Below are 13,986 nucleotides of genomic sequence, written 5' to 3'. Positions count from 1 at the left end.
CGGGCACGGCCGCGGGCCTCAGATCGTGGCGGTGTCGATGACGAACCGGTACCGCACGTCGCTGGCCTGCACACGCTCGTAGGCGGTGTTGATCTGGTCGGCACCGATCAGCTCGATCTCGGCGCCCAGCCCGTGCTCGGCGCAGAAGTCCAGCATCTCCTGGGTCTCCGCGATGCCGCCGATCATCGAGCCGGCGAGCGTCTTGCGGCCGCCGAGCAGGCCGAACAGGTTGATCGAGATCGGCTCCTCGGGGGCGCCGACGTTGACCAGCGCGCCGTCGACCTTCAGCAGACCGAGGTAGGAGCCGAAGTCGAGCGGCGCGGACACCGTGGAGACGATCACGTCGAACTTGCCCGCGAGCTCGCTGAACGTGGCCGGGTCGCTGGTGGCGCGGTAGTCGTGGGCGCCGAGCTTGAGCCCGTCGTCCTTCTTGCGCAGCGACTGCGACAGCACGGTCACCTCGGCGCCGAGGGCGGCGGCGATCTTGACGCCCATGTGGCCGAGACCACCGAGGCCGACCACGGCGACCTTCTTGCCCGGCGCGACACCCCAGTGCTTGAGCGGCGAGTACAGCGTGATGCCCGCGCAGAGCAGCGGCGCGGCCACGTCCAGCGGAAGACCGTCCGGGATGCGGACGACGAAGTTCTCGTCGACCACGATCTGCTTCGAGTAACCGCCGTAGGTGACGTCGCCGCGGCGGTCGACAGCGTTGTAGGTCATGGTGTTGCCGCCGGTGCAGTACTGCTCCAGGCCGCGCAGGCAGTTGTCGCACTCGCGGCACGAGTCGACCATGCAGCCGACGCCGACGCGGTCGCCGACGGCGTGGCGGGTCACCTCGGAACCGACCTCCACGACCACGCCGGCGATCTCGTGGCCCGGCACCATCGGGAAGATGGCCTCGCCCCAGCCCTCGTTGACCTGGTGGATGTCCGAGTGGCAGATCCCGGCGAACCGGATGTCGATCAGGACGTCGTGCGCGCCGACCGCGCGACGCTCGATGGTGGTGCGCTCCAGCGGTGCCTTGGGTGCGGGAGCGGCGTAGGCAGCGACGGTGCTCATCTGGGTCTCTCCTCTTGTCCGTTCGTGTCGGTGACGACACTGCTCCGGTCCGAGGGGCCTACCCAGCCACCTGGTTTTCGTACGTCTGGTGTGCCTACCACTGGCAGTAGCAGGCACGACGTGGACACGGCGGGGATACTCGGGGACATGACCGTCGATCCGCGCACCGAGCTGAGCGACTTCCTGCGCAGCCGTCGCGCCCGGCTGTCCCCCGACGACGTGGGCCTGCCCCGCTACGGCCGCACCCGCCGCGTGCCGGGCCTGCGCCGGGAGGAGCTGGCGCAGCTCGCGGGCGTCTCCGTCGCCTACTACACCCGTCTCGAGCAGGGCAACGGCCGCAACGTCTCGACCGAGGTCCTCGACTCGATCGCCCGTGCCCTGCGGCTCACCGACGCCGAGCGCGAGTACCTGGGCAACCTCACCCGCAGCAAGCCGCCGAAGAAGAAGGCCGACCCGCGCTCGATGGTGCGCCCGGCGCTGCGGCACCTGCTGGAGGGCATCGCCGTGCCCGCGTACATCGGCGGGCGCCGTACGGACATCCTCGCGTGGAACCCGATGGCCGCCGCCCTGTTCGGCGACTGGGGCCGGCTCGAACCCCGCGACCGCAACTGGGCGCGCATGATCTTCCTGCGGCCGCAGACCCAGGAGCTGTTCGTCAACTGGGAGAACAAGGCCGCGGACATCGTCGCGTTCCTGCGCTCCGACGCCGCCTGCTGCGCCAACGACCCGGAGATGGCCGCGCTGATCGGCGAGCTGTCGTTGAAGAGCGACCTGTTCCGGCAGCTCTGGGCCGCGCACGAGGTCAAGGAGAAGAGCTTCGGCACCAAGCGGCTGCGCCACCCGCTCGTGGGCGAACTGACGCTGTCGTACGAGACGCTGCGGATGCCCAACGAGCCGGGCATGTTCCTGAGCACCTACCACGCGGAACCCGGCACGCCGTCCGCCGAGGGCCTGCAGCTGCTGGCCAACTGGGGCGCGGACGCGACGTCGTCTGTGACCACCAAAGCATGAGAACACCGCGTCTGGAGATCGAGTACTGCACGCAGTGCCGCTGGCTGCTGCGGGCGGGCTGGACCGCGCAGGAGCTGCTGACGACGTTCACCACCGAGCTCGGTGAGGTCGCGCTGGTGCCCGGCACCGGGGGCGTGTTCGACGTGCGGCTGGACGGCGAGACGCTGTGGTCGCGCAAGGAGCAGGAGGGTTTTCCGGACCTCGCGGTGCTCAAGCAGCTGGTGCGCGACCGGGTGGCGCCGGAGCGGTCGCTCGGCCACACCGATCGCAAGAGGTCAGCCGACTCCTGACGGCCGGTCGCGCGAACGCCTGCTGCGGTTGGCCTTCCGGAAGAGTCGCCACACGTGCTCGGCCTTTCGGTGGTGACCTCCTTCGAGGTAGGCGGAACGCGCCGACTCCAGATGCCGCTGCACCTCCTCCTTCCTGCCCGCGTCCAACGCGATCAGCGCGAGCTTGCGGTGCGCGCGGCCGGTCAGGTCGTGCCGGCCGATCTCCGCGGAGATCTCGGCACAGGCCTGGAAGTGCGCAGCGGCCAGCTCGCGTTCGCCTTCCGCGTCGGCGAGAACCCCCATGCTGTACCGGATCTGAGCCTCGCCCACCCGTTCTCCGTGGGCGCGGTACACGGTGAGCGCCCGGCTGTACTGCTTCCACGCCGAGCGGAAGTTCTTGTGCCGCCGGGCAAGTGAGCCGAGGTTGTGCAGGGCTCTGCCTTCGCCGTTGTGGTCGCCGAGTTCCCTGCTGAGCAGGATCGCCGCGTCGAACCGTTCGCGGGCCGCCGTGTAGTGGTTCATCTCGCGGTGGATCCGGCCAAGGCCGCGCAGCGCCTTGGCCTCACCCTCGCGGTCGCCGAGTCGCACCGCCGCGTCGAGGGCCAGTTCGTACGCGGCGATCCCCTCCGCACCGTTGCGGCGGCGGTAGAACTGGTAGGTGCCCATCGCGAACGCCAGCCGCAGCACCTGGTCGTACTGGCCCAGGCGGTGCGCCAGTTCGATGACGGCGACGAGGGTGGGACGTTCGGTCCGCAACCACAGCCGGGCGCGCTGCCGCGTCTCGACGTCGGGCCGCTGCTGCTCGGCCCGTTCCGCCGCCTCGGCGAAGTAGTCGATCAGCCGGGTCAGCGCCGCCTGGCGGACCTCGTCGTCGTCGGCCTCGCAGTGTTCGGCCGCGTACAGGCGCAACAGGTCGTGGAACCGGAACCAGCCGTGCGGCTCACCGTTCTCGATCATGTGCGCACGGCGCAGCCCTGCCAGCAGTTTCCGCGTCTCGCGCAACGGTCGTCCGGCGAGCGCCGCGGCGGCCTCGATGCTGACCTGGCGGCCGGGGTTCAGCGACAGCAACCGGAAGAGGCGTTGCTCGGCCGGGTCGAGCCGGTCGTGGGAGAGGTCGAACGCCGCGCGCACGGCCACGTTCTCGGGTGAGCTCAGCTCGGCGAGCCTGGCCTCCCGCAACAACTCCGCCAGGTCGCGCAGCGGCAGGCCGGGGTCGTCGGACAGCAGGGCCGCGACGATGCCGAGCGCGAGCGGCAGGTGCCCGCACAGCTCGGCGATCTCGTGCGCGGTCTCCGGCGCGGACGCCACCCGTTCGTCGGCGGGGTCGCTCGCCCGCAGCCAGTTCTCCAGCATCGCCACGGAGTCGTGGGCAGGGAGCACGTCGACCGCGAGCCGGCGTGCGCCCTGCAGGTCGCCGAGCATGTGCCGGCTCGTCACGAGGACTCGGTGCTGCTCGCCCGGCGGCAGCAGGGGACGGACCTGGGCCGAGGACGAGGCGTTGTCGAGGACGAGCAGCGTCGGCTGCCGTTTCGCGAGCCGGGAGCGGTAGAGCACCTCTCGTTCCTGCTGCGTCTCGGGCACGCGCAGAACGCCGAGAGCGCTCAGCAACGCGGCGAGCGCGGTGGGCGGTTCGACCGGCGTCGAGTAGCCCTGGAGGTCGAGGAACAGCACTCCGCCGGGGAACCGCGCTGCCGCGTCGTGGGCCGCCTTGACCGCGAGCGTGGTCTTGCCGACACCCGCGAGACCCGTCGACACCACGACCGCGTGCGGACCGGTGAGCACGTCGGCGAGCGCCGTGAGGTCGGCGGACCGGCCGGTGAACCCGGCGGCGACCGGCGGCAGTCCGTCGAGCGCGGTCAGCCCGCCGGACTGCAGGTACACGTCCCGCGCCTGCACGACGGTGCCGTGGACTTCCCCGCTCACCTCGTTGTGCATCTTCCCGTTCTACCGCAGACCCGCGAATTCCCTGCGGCGCCGACTCGAAGGCTCGTAGGGTGACGCGGTGCATCCGAACCAGGGTTGGCAGGCACGGCAAGGAGGGCACGTCCCGGGCTACGGTCCCGCGCCCGGCTGGGGCCAGCCGCTGCGGCCGAGCACCGCTCCGGCCTTCCTCACGGGCGGACTGTGGTTCCTCGTCGCGGTCCTCTGCTTCGTGCTGGCGGGCCTCAACTCCGCGGACGGCAAGGGCATCCGGCAGACCCCGGAGGCCGCCGTCGCGTTGCTGGGCCTCGCGTTCGGGCGCGGGTTCATCGCGAACGGCGACCCGGCGATCGTCGCCACCTACGTCGCGGGCGGGGTGGTGCTGCTGCTCGCGGCACTGGTCGTCGCACGGCTCGGGTTCGCGCGGTGGGTCCTCGCCGGGCTCGGTTTCCTGGTGTGCGCCTACTACGTCTTCGCCATCGTCCGGCTGACGATCAACCACGCGGGCACGCTCATCATCGTGCCCGGCATCGCGCTGCTGCTGTGGCTGGCCGCGTCGATGGTGTCGGTGCTGCCCCCGGTCGGACGGGCGATGCGGTGATCAGGCCGTCGTGATGAACCCCTTCGCCACCATCCAGTCCCGCGCGGCCGCACCCGCGTCCCTGCCCTCCACGTCGACCTGACGGCACAGCTCGATCATCTGCTCGTTGGTCAGCGCGGCGCTCACCGCCTCCAGCGGACCGCGGATCTGCGGGTAGCGCTCCAGGAACTCGGCGCGGACGGTCGGTGCCACGTTGTACTGGGGGAACGCCTTCTTGTCGTCCTCCAGCACGCGGAGCTTCTGCGCGGCGATGCGGCCGTCGGTCGTGAACACCTCGCCGATCGGGCACGTGCCGCCGGCGACGGCCGAGTAGATGGTGCCGATGCCGAAGTTCTTCACCTCGGTGACCGGGAAGCCGTACGCCTTCTTCGCCGCCGGGAAGCCGTCCTGGCGGCTCGTGAACTCGGTCTCCAGGCAGAACACCGCCTCGTCCGGGTTCCGCGCGAGGAACGCGGCCAGGTCCGAGGTGGTCTTCAGGCCGTGCTGCTCGCCGTAGGCCTCGGTGACGGCGAACGCGTACTGGTCGTTGAGCGGCGAGTAGGCGAGCCACTCGACGCCGAACCTCTCCAGGTCCGCCTTCTTCGTGGCGTCGTACTGCGCCTGCTCGCCGCCGGGCACCGGGAGTTCGTTGCCCTGGTAGTTGATCCAGCCGGTGCCGGTGTACTCCCAGGTGACGTCGACCTCGCCGTTCAGCAGGGCCTGCCGCGCGGTCTGCGAGCCCTTGAGGTCGGTCAGGTCGACGACGTCGGCGCCGGCCGCGGACAGCGCCATCTCGGCGAGGTAGCCGAGCAGGATGTTCTCGGTGAAGTCCTTGGACCCCACGGTGATCTCGACGCCCTGCAGCGACCGGTCGGTCTTGATCGACCCCGGCAGGACCTGGTACGGCAGCGCGCTGTTGACGTCGAGGCCGCAGCCCGACAGCAGCAACAGCGTCACGAGCAGGAGCTTCCTCACCTGACCCCCTTGGGGCCGAAGCGCTGTTCGATCACCGCGCCGACCCAGTCGACCAGCAGCGCGAGTCCCGCCGCCAGCGCCGAACCGGTCACCAGGACCTTCATCAGGTTCAGCTTGTAGCCGGTGTCGATCAGCAGGCCGAACCCGCCCGCGTTGACGAACAGGCCGAACGTCGCCGTGCCGACCGCGAGCACCAGCGAGGTGCGCAGGCCGGCCAGGATCAGCGGTGTCGCCAGCGGGAGCTCGACGCGCCACAGCACGCTCGACGCGGACATGCCGATGCCCCTGCCCGCGTCCACAAGGGACGGATCGACCTGCTGGACGCCGACGATCGTGTTGCGCAGCACGGGGAGCAGCGAGTAGAAGGCGAGCGGCAGCGCGGCCACCCACAGCCCGCCGGACGCGCCGGTCACGAGGAACCACAGCACCAGCACGCCCAGCGCGGGCGCGGCCTGGCCGACGTTCGCGACCGCCAGGAACACCGGGGCGAGGAACCGCGCCCACGGCCTGGTCGCGACGATGCCCGCCGGGACCGCCACGGCCACCACGATCGCGGTCACCACGACCGTCATCAGCAGGTGGTCCTTCAACGCCGTGAGCAACGACGTCGCGTTCAGCGTGCTCTTCTCGGTCGCCGTGAGCTCGCCGGAGAACACCCACGCCAGCACACCGCCGACGATCAGCAGCACCGCGACGGGCTGGGCCCAGAACCGGATCCGCTCGGCCGTCATGCGCCCGCCCGCAGCCGTTGCACGACGTCGGTCACGGTCGTGAGGTCGATCGTGCCGACGTACTCGCCGCGGCCACCCGTGACGACCGCCCGGCCGCCCTCGTTGACCATCGCCTCCAGCGCGTCGCGCAGGGTCGACTGCAGCGTCACGGAGTCCTGCACCGGACGGCCGATCCGGGCCAGCGAGGTGGCTCGCCTCAGCTCGGTGAGCTGCACCCAGCGCACCGGCCGGTCGCGCTGGTCCAGCACCAGCAACCACTTCTCAGTGCCGAGCTCCACAGTGGACGGATTGGCGTCGGCGCGGGCGGTGACCACCTGGCCCAGCTCGACGTCGCGGACCCTGGTGAGCGTCAACGCCTTCAGCGACGCGCCGGCACCGACGAACCCGGCCACCGTGTCGTCGGCCGGGTTGGCGAGGATCGCGTCCGGGGTGTCGTACTGCAGGATCGTCGACCTCTCGCCGAGCACCGCGATCCGGTCGCCGAGCTTCACCGCCTCGTCGAAGTCGTGCGTGACGAACACGATCGTCTTGTGCAACTCGTTCTGCAGCCGCAGCAGCTCGTCCTGCAGGTGCCCGCGGGTGATCGGGTCGACCGCGCCGAACGGTTCGTCCATCAGCAGCACCGGCGGGTCGGCGGCCAGTGCCCGCGCGACGCCGACCCGTTGCTGCTGGCCGCCGGAGAGCTGACGCGGGAAGCGGTCGGCGAACTCGCCGGGGTCGAGTCCGACGAGGTCCATCATCTCCTCGACCCTCGCGGCGGTCCTCTTCTTGTCCCAGCCCAGCAACCCCGGCACGACGCCGATGTTCTGCGCCACCGTGAAGTGCGGGAACAACCCGGCCTGCTGGATCGCGTAGCCGACGCGCCGTCGCAGGTCGTCCGGGTCGATCTTCAACGCGTCCTCGCCGCCGATCGTGATGGTGCCGGACGTCGGCTCGATCAACCGGTTGATCATCCGCATGGTCGTGGTCTTGCCGCAGCCGGACGGCCCGACGAACACCACGATCTCCCCGGCGGGCACGACCATCGAGAAGTCGTCGACGGCCGCCGCCCTCTGCCCGGGGTACCTCTTGGTCACGTGGTCCAGCTCGATCTCGATGCCCTTTTCAGCCACGGACGCCCCTCGACACGGTGAAACGGTTGACCAGCACGTAGACGCCGTCGAGCAGCAGGGCGAGGACCACCACGCCGATCGTTCCGGTGAGGGCCTGGTTCATGGCGTTCGCACTGCCCGCGTTCGCGAGTCCGGAGAACACCTCCGACCCCAGACCCGGTCCTTTCGCATAGGCCGCGATGACCGCGATCCCCATCAGCATCTGCGTGGCGACGCGCATTCCGGCGAGAATCGCGGGCCACGCCAAACGCAACTCGACGCGCGCGAGCACCCCGAGTCTGCTCATCCCAATCCCTCTTGCGGCATCGCTCACAGCGGGGTCGACCCCGGCCAGTCCGACGATCGTGTTCCGCACGATCGGGAGCAACGCGTAAAGCACCAATGCGACGACCGTCGTGTCCGCACCGAGCCCGAACACGGGAATCAGCAACGCCAGCAGCGCGAACGATGGAATGGTGAGAATCGTGCTCGCCAACGCCGTGGCCAGCGCGGACCCGGCCGGGCTGCGGTAGACCGCGACCCCGATCACCACCCCGAGCAGAGTTGCCAGAACCGTGCACTGCACGACTGCACTGACGTGCAGGAACGCTTGCAAAGACAGCCGATCCCAGCGATCGGCTACGTACTCGAGCACATTCATCCTCGTGGCCCCGCCCTCGAAGTTGGCGTCCACCCAACACCATTGTGGACAGTCGAGCAACCATTCGCCACCGAACCACCGTCTCAGCGGGCGGAATTCCGTTCGCGTTCGAGGCGGTTCTGGTAGACCTCTGCGGCTGTCCACCAGGCACTCCGCTCCAGTGGGTTTCGAGCCAAATCTCATACTTTCTTCAACCAAGTAAGAGAGCGCTCGCACCCACCCATGCCCGCTGACCGCTTGGGGGATTTCTGAGATGGCGCACGAAGCTGAAGTGGACGGCGGCTGCCTTCCCGACCTGCTGCGCAAGCAGGTCGAGGAACACCCTGATCGCACGGCCGTCGTCTTCGGTGAACACAGCATCACCTACGGCGAACTCTTCGAACAGAGCTCCGCACTCGCGACCCACCTGCGGCGGCTCGGCATCAGCGAGGACGACTGCGTGGGCATGTTCGTCGAACCCTCGCTGGACCTCGTGGTCGGGGCCTGGGGAATCCTCTGCGCGGGCGGTGCCTACCTGCCGTTGAGCCCGGAGTACCCGGAGGAGCGCCTCCGGTACATGCTCGAGGACTCGCGCACGAAGGTCGTCGTGACGCAGCCCGCCCTCAAGCAACGCCTGGCCGAACTGGCGCCCGCCACCACGAGGATCGTGACGCTCGCCGACTGCGACGAGGCCTTCGACGACGGCTTCTCCCCCGCGCAGACCAGTCTCGCCTACATCATCTACACGTCGGGCAGCACCGGCCGGCCCAAGGGCGTGATGATCGAGCACCGCAGCATCGTCAACCAGATGCTGTGGCTGCAGGACGCGCACGCCATCGACAGCACGAAGCGCGTGGTGCAGAAGACGCCGATGAGCTTCGACGCGGCGCAGTGGGAGATCCTCGCGCCCGCGATCGGCAGCACGGTGGTGATGGGCCGTCCCGGGATCTACCGCGACCCCGAGATGCTCATCGAGACCATGCGCGAGCACGGCGTCACCACGCTGCAGTGCGTGCCGACCCTGTTGCAGGCGTTGATCGACACCGAGGAGTTCCCCACCGTCACCTCGCTGAAGCAGGTCTTCAGCGGCGGCGAGGCGTTGTCGCGCACGCTCGCCCAGGCGTTCGTCGCGGAGATGCCGGGTGTCGCGCTCATCAACCTCTACGGCCCCACCGAGACGACGATCAACTCGTCCTCGCACGTGGTGGATCCCGCCGAGCTGGCCGAGGCCCCGAAGTCCATCTCGATCGGCCTGCCCGTCGCGAACACGACCTACCTGGTGCTCGACGAGAACCGGGACATGGTCACGCCCGGCGAGATCGGCGAGCTCTACATCGGCGGCGTGCAGGTCGCCCGCGGGTACCTGCACCAGCCGGAGCTGACCGAGGAACGGTTCGTGGACGGCATGTTCCGCACCGGCGACCTCGTGACGCAGAACCTCGACGGCACCGTGCAGTTCGCGGGCCGCGCGGACAGCCAGGTCAAGCTGCGCGGCTACCGCGTGGAGCTCGACGAGATCCGGCTCGCGATCGAGACGCACGACTGGGTGCGCAACGCGGCGGTGATCGTCAAGGAGGACCAGCGCACCGGGTTCCAGAACCTGATCGCGTGCGTCGAGCTGAACCCCAAGGAAGCCGCCCTGATGGACCAGGGCAACGCGGGCGCGCACCACCAGTCGAAGTCCAGCAGGCTACAGGTCCGCGCGCAGCTGTCGAACCCCGGCGTGCGCGACGACCTCAGCGGGCGGCAGAGCTTCGAGCTGCCCGGCGAGGAAGCCTCGTGCCTGCAGCGGAAAGTGGTCTTCTCCCGCAAGTCCTACCGGTTCTACGAGGGCGGCCAGGTCACCGACGACGACCTGCGCCGGCTCCTGGAGCGCAAGCCGATCGGGGCGGGCTCGAAGGACCCGAAGTCGATCCACTTCGCCGAGCTGGGCGAGATCCTGCGCTACTTCGGCGCGCACTTCAGCGACCAGCGGCTGCTGCCGAAGTACGGTTACGCGTCACCGGGTTCGCTCTACGCCACGCAGCTGCACCTGGAGCTGCACCACATCGCGGGCCTGCCGTCCGGGCTGTACTACTACCACCCGCTGCGCCACCAGCTCGTGCTGATCCGCTCGCTGCCGGAGAGCTTCGAGGCCAAGGCGAAGCTGCACTTCATCGGGCACAAGGCCGCGATCGAGGCGGTGTACCTCAACAACATCCAGGAGGTCCTGGAGATCGAGACCGGCCACATGGTCGGGCTCTTCGAGGAGGTCCTGCCGGGTTACGGCCTCGACGTCACGGCGTCCGCGTACACGCCGGAGACCAAGGACCTGCTCGACGTCGCCGACGAGGACTACTACCTCGGCACGTTCGAACTGTGCGCCTACACGGGAATCCGCGAGGACGACGTCGAGGTCTACCTGCAGACGCACCCCGGTCGCGTCGCGAACCTGCCGGGTGGGCTCTACAAGTACGCCGACGGCGAGTTCGAGCGCGTGTCCGACGACCTGTTGCAGCGCAAGCACGTCATCGCGATCAACCAGGCCGTGTACGAGCGGGCGAGCTTCGGCGTCAGCGCCGTCGCCCGGTCCGCCGATCTCTGGCGCCGCTACGTCGACCTCGGCCGGACCATGCACCGGTTGTCCGCCAACGACGTCGACCTCGGCTTCATGTCCTCGGGCTACAGCTCCAAGTCCAGCAACGACCTCCCGTCCGCCAAGCGCATCTGCGACATCCTCAAGGCCGCGGGCGAGCAGGACGGACCGTCGTACTTCTTCCTGGGCGGCAAGGTCTCCTACGAGCAGCGCCGCAGCCCCGGGATGAAGGAAGACGTCGTCCACATGAAGGGCCCGGCCGAGCTGATCCGCGACGACCTGGTCAACTTCCTGCCGGACTACATGATCCCGAACAAGGTCGTGGTGCTGGACGCGCTGCCGGTCACCGCGAACGGCAAGATCGACGTCAAGGCCCTGGCCGCGTCCGACAAGACCGACGTGGACGACCAGGACCGGCCGTTCGTCGCGCCGCGCACCATCACCGAGCGCCGCATCAGCGAGATGTGGAAGAAGCTGATGAAGCGCGAGACCGTCTCGACGCACGACGACTTCTTCGAGACGGGCGGCAACTCGCTGATCGCGGTCGGCCTCGTCAACCGCATCAACAAGGAGTTCGGCACCTCCCTGCCGCTGCAGGTCCTCTTCGAGTCGCCGACGATCGAGCAGCTCTCCCGGCGGGTCGACGGACTGCACGAGGGACCGATCTCGCGGCTGGTTCCGTTGCAGCCGGGCGGGGACGACGTGCCGGTGTTCTGCTGGCCTGGTCTCGGCGGCTACCCGATGAACCTGCGCACGCTCGCAAGTCGTTCGGAGCGCCCGTTCTACGGCGTGCAGGCACACGGCATCAACGAGGGCGAGACGCCGTACGGCACGATCCGCGAGATGGCCGCCGCCGACATCGAGGCCATCAAACAGGTCCAGCCCGAAGGCCCGTACACGCTGTGGGGCTACTCCTTCGGCGCGCGGGTGGCGTTCGAGACGGCCTACCAGCTGGAGCAGGCGGGCGAGCAGGTCGCGAACCTCTACCTGATCGCACCGGGCTCGCCGAAGGTGCGGTCGGAGCGGGACAGCGACGAGGCCTCGTACGACAACAGCGCGTTCGTCACGATCCTGTTCTCGGTGTTCGCGGGCAGCATCACCGACGCCCGCCTGGCGCGGTGCCTGGAGGTCGCGAAGGACGAGGACAGCTTCGCGGCGTTCGTCAGCAGCGAGTTCCGCGACCTCGACAGCGAGCTCGTGCGGCGGATCATCAGGATCGTCACCGAGACGTTCTCCTTCAAGTACACCTTCGGCGAGCTGGCCGAACGCACGATCACCGCGCCGCTCACCATCTTCAAGGCGCAGGGCGACGACTACTCGTTCATCGAGGGCAGCGAGGGCTTCTCGGTCACCGAACCGACCGTCGTCGAGCTGCGGGCCGACCACTACAGCCTGCTGCGCGAGCCCGACATCGACGAGCTGCTCACGTCGATGAGGCGCGACGACACCGTGCGGCAGGAGATCGCGCAGGTGCCGGTGCTGCTGTCCGACGCGCAGATGGCCGAGCTGATCGCGGCCGTCACCAAGGCCGTCACCCTCGCCATCGCGGGTGGCCAGTCGTGAGGAGGACGTCGTGCCGCACGTGAACATCAAGCACTTCCCTGCCCCGCTCAACGACGAGCAGGCGTCCGCGCTGGTCTCGGCCGTCACCGAGGCGGTGACACGCGCGTTCGGCTGCGACGAGGGCGTCGTGTCGATCGCACTGGAACCGGTCGAGCGGCGGGCGTGGCAGGACCAGGTCTACGCGCCGGAGATCGTGGAACGGAGCCATCTCCTGCGCAAGACCCCGACCTACTGAGGTGCCGATGCGCATTCCCCTGGTGTACAGCGAGGAAGTGGCCGAGGCGATCACGGCGGGCCAGCCCGTCGTGGCGCTCCCGTCGAGCGTGCTGAGGTCCGGTCCCGACGACGCCGAGACCGCCCGCCTGACCGAGGACGCCGTGCGGGTGAGCGGGTCGGTGCCCGCCACCATCGGCGTCGACAAGGGACGGATCCTCGTCGGCCTCTCCGAGTCCGACTTCGAGAGGTTCGCGTGCACACCAGGTGTTCCGCAGGCCGGCGCCCGGGACCTGCCGGTCGCGCTGGCCCGCGGCGCGACGGCCGCGACCACCGCCTCGTCGTCACTGGTCGCGGCCGGGCTCGCGGGACTGAGGTTCCTGTGCTCGGCGGAGACCGGCGACCTCGTGCGGCTGGCCGCGCACCGGGTGGCGGTGGTGTGCGCGGAGACCCCGGACCTCGATCTCCTGGAGTCACAGGGCGTCCCGCTCGCCTGCTGCGACGACCCCGTCCTGGTGGCGCGCGCGATCGAGACCCACTGGGCACTCGGTCACCCCGGCTCGTTCGTCGTCACCGCGCCGGTGCCGCCGGCGGTCGACAGCGCCGGCACCACGAAGGCGACCAGGGCAGTGCGCGTCGGCACCGCCGAGGTCGCCGGCGGCCTCGCCGCAGCGCACGCGAAGGAGTACCCGTCATGAACCGGTGCGCGATCTTCGACCTCGACGGCACACTGATCGACACACCCCGGGGCCTCGTCACGACGTTCGCCGCGGTGTTCGCCCAGCTCGATCTGCCCACAGTGGACTCGGCGACCATCCGCGGCACGATCGGCCTGCCCCTGCCGTCCGCGTTCGCGAAGCTGCTCGGCGTCCCCGAGGACGACCCGGTGGTCACGTCCTGCGCCGGCCTCTACCGGCCGACGTTCCGCAGGGTCGTCCTCCCGGCGGCGACGCAACTGGTGTTCCGCGGCGTGTACGACGGGCTGAGGTCGTTGCGGGAGGACGGTTTCGTGCTCGCGGTGGCGACGAACAGGCTCATCGCGCAGGCCGAGGAACTGCTGACGGCGGCCGGGCTGCGCGACGAGTTCGCGGTCGTCGTGGGCTCGGACCAGGTCGCGAAACCCAAGCCCGACCCCGAGTCCGGGCTGGTGGTGCTGCGCAGGCTCGGGGTGTCCGCGCAGGACGCGGTGATGGTCGGGGACACCACCTACGACATCGGGATGGCGCACGGGGCCGGGATGGCGTCCGTCGCCGTGACGTACGGGGTGCACGGCGTCGACCAGCTGCTCGGCGCGGAGCCGACCTGGCTGGTCGACTCGTTCGCCGGGGTGGTCGCCGCCGTGCGCGAATGCGCCTGAGG

13 protein-coding genes are annotated in these 13,986 nt (G+C 69.6%); 7 read left to right on the top strand and 6 right to left on the bottom strand.

Going from position 1 to position 13,986, the window contains the following annotated elements; all coding sequences use genetic code 11:
• Positions 1 to 18: 18 nt before the first annotated feature.
• Positions 19 to 1,059: an NAD(P)-dependent alcohol dehydrogenase gene (locus ABZX02_RS15575; protein WP_355298604.1), complete on the bottom strand. Its 1,041-nt coding sequence runs from the start codon at positions 1,057 to 1,059 to the stop codon at positions 19 to 21.
• Positions 1,060 to 1,206: 147 nt separating this feature from the next.
• On the opposite strand from ABZX02_RS15575, the gene ABZX02_RS15570 reads away from it, so the two are divergent.
• Entirely contained in the window at positions 1,207 to 2,070 is an 864-nt protein-coding gene (locus tag ABZX02_RS15570; protein WP_355298602.1) for a helix-turn-helix transcriptional regulator, read from the top strand.
• Positions 2,067 to 2,360: a SelT/SelW/SelH family protein gene (locus ABZX02_RS15565; protein WP_355298600.1), complete on the top strand. Its 294-nt coding sequence runs from the start codon at positions 2,067 to 2,069 to the stop codon at positions 2,358 to 2,360. Before ABZX02_RS15570 ends, ABZX02_RS15565 begins: the two co-directional genes overlap by 4 nt.
• On the opposite strand, the gene ABZX02_RS15560 is transcribed toward ABZX02_RS15565, so the two are convergent.
• Positions 2,346 to 4,274, bottom strand: coding sequence for a tetratricopeptide repeat protein (locus ABZX02_RS15560; RefSeq protein ID WP_355298598.1), 1,929 nt, complete (start codon positions 4,272 to 4,274; stop codon positions 2,346 to 2,348). The genes ABZX02_RS15565 and ABZX02_RS15560 overlap by 15 nt on opposite strands.
• A 67-nt stretch (positions 4,275 to 4,341) precedes the next feature.
• Here ABZX02_RS15560 and ABZX02_RS15555 point away from each other — a divergent pair, with 67 nt between their 5' ends.
• A complete protein-coding gene (locus ABZX02_RS15555) occupies positions 4,342 to 4,860 on the top strand; it encodes a hypothetical protein (protein WP_355298597.1) in 519 nt (172 codons plus the stop codon).
• On the opposite strand, the gene ABZX02_RS15550 is transcribed toward ABZX02_RS15555, so the two are convergent.
• Genes ABZX02_RS15550 through ABZX02_RS15535 form a run of 4 tightly spaced genes read right to left on the bottom strand, consistent with a single transcriptional unit; the run spans position 4,861 to position 8,297 of the window.
• Positions 4,861 to 5,814 (bottom strand): glycine betaine ABC transporter substrate-binding protein, encoded by a 954-nt coding sequence (locus ABZX02_RS15550; protein ID WP_355298596.1) that lies wholly within the window; start codon positions 5,812 to 5,814, stop codon positions 4,861 to 4,863.
• On the bottom strand, positions 5,811 to 6,545 hold the full coding sequence (locus ABZX02_RS15545) for an ABC transporter permease (protein ID WP_355298595.1): 735 nt from the start codon (positions 6,543 to 6,545) through the stop codon (positions 5,811 to 5,813). Before ABZX02_RS15545 ends, ABZX02_RS15550 begins: the two co-directional genes overlap by 4 nt.
• On the bottom strand, positions 6,542 to 7,657 hold the full coding sequence (locus tag ABZX02_RS15540; RefSeq protein WP_355298593.1) for an ATP-binding cassette domain-containing protein: 1,116 nt from the start codon (positions 7,655 to 7,657) through the stop codon (positions 6,542 to 6,544). The genes ABZX02_RS15545 and ABZX02_RS15540 overlap by 4 nt, the downstream gene beginning before the upstream one ends.
• Positions 7,650 to 8,297, bottom strand: coding sequence for an ABC transporter permease (locus ABZX02_RS15535; RefSeq protein WP_355299130.1), 648 nt, complete (start codon positions 8,295 to 8,297; stop codon positions 7,650 to 7,652). Before ABZX02_RS15535 ends, ABZX02_RS15540 begins: the two co-directional genes overlap by 8 nt.
• A 253-nt stretch (positions 8,298 to 8,550) precedes the next feature.
• On the opposite strand from ABZX02_RS15535, the gene ABZX02_RS15530 reads away from it, so the two are divergent.
• The 4 genes from ABZX02_RS15530 to ABZX02_RS15515 are packed head-to-tail and all read left to right on the top strand — an operon-like array spanning position 8,551 to position 13,984.
• Entirely contained in the window at positions 8,551 to 12,414 is a 3,864-nt protein-coding gene (locus tag ABZX02_RS15530) for an amino acid adenylation domain-containing protein (protein WP_355298591.1), read from the top strand.
• Positions 12,401 to 12,649, top strand: a complete 249-nt coding sequence (locus ABZX02_RS15525) for a tautomerase family protein (RefSeq protein WP_355298589.1) — start codon at positions 12,401 to 12,403, stop codon at positions 12,647 to 12,649. Before ABZX02_RS15530 ends, ABZX02_RS15525 begins: the two co-directional genes overlap by 14 nt.
• 7 nt (positions 12,650 to 12,656) lie before the next feature.
• Positions 12,657 to 13,325, top strand: a complete 669-nt coding sequence (locus ABZX02_RS15520) for a pseudouridine-5'-phosphate glycosidase (protein WP_355298587.1) — start codon at positions 12,657 to 12,659, stop codon at positions 13,323 to 13,325.
• Entirely contained in the window at positions 13,322 to 13,984 is a 663-nt protein-coding gene (locus ABZX02_RS15515) for an HAD family hydrolase (protein WP_355298585.1), read from the top strand. The genes ABZX02_RS15520 and ABZX02_RS15515 overlap by 4 nt, the downstream gene beginning before the upstream one ends.
• Positions 13,985 to 13,986 lie beyond the last annotated feature (2 nt).

Source organism: Lentzea sp. NPDC003310, assembly GCF_040610935.1.
Lineage (GTDB): Bacteria > Actinomycetota > Actinomycetes > Mycobacteriales > Pseudonocardiaceae > Lentzea.
The sequence above is the reverse complement of the archived record's forward strand: the minus strand, read 5'-3'. Positions and strand labels throughout refer to the sequence as shown.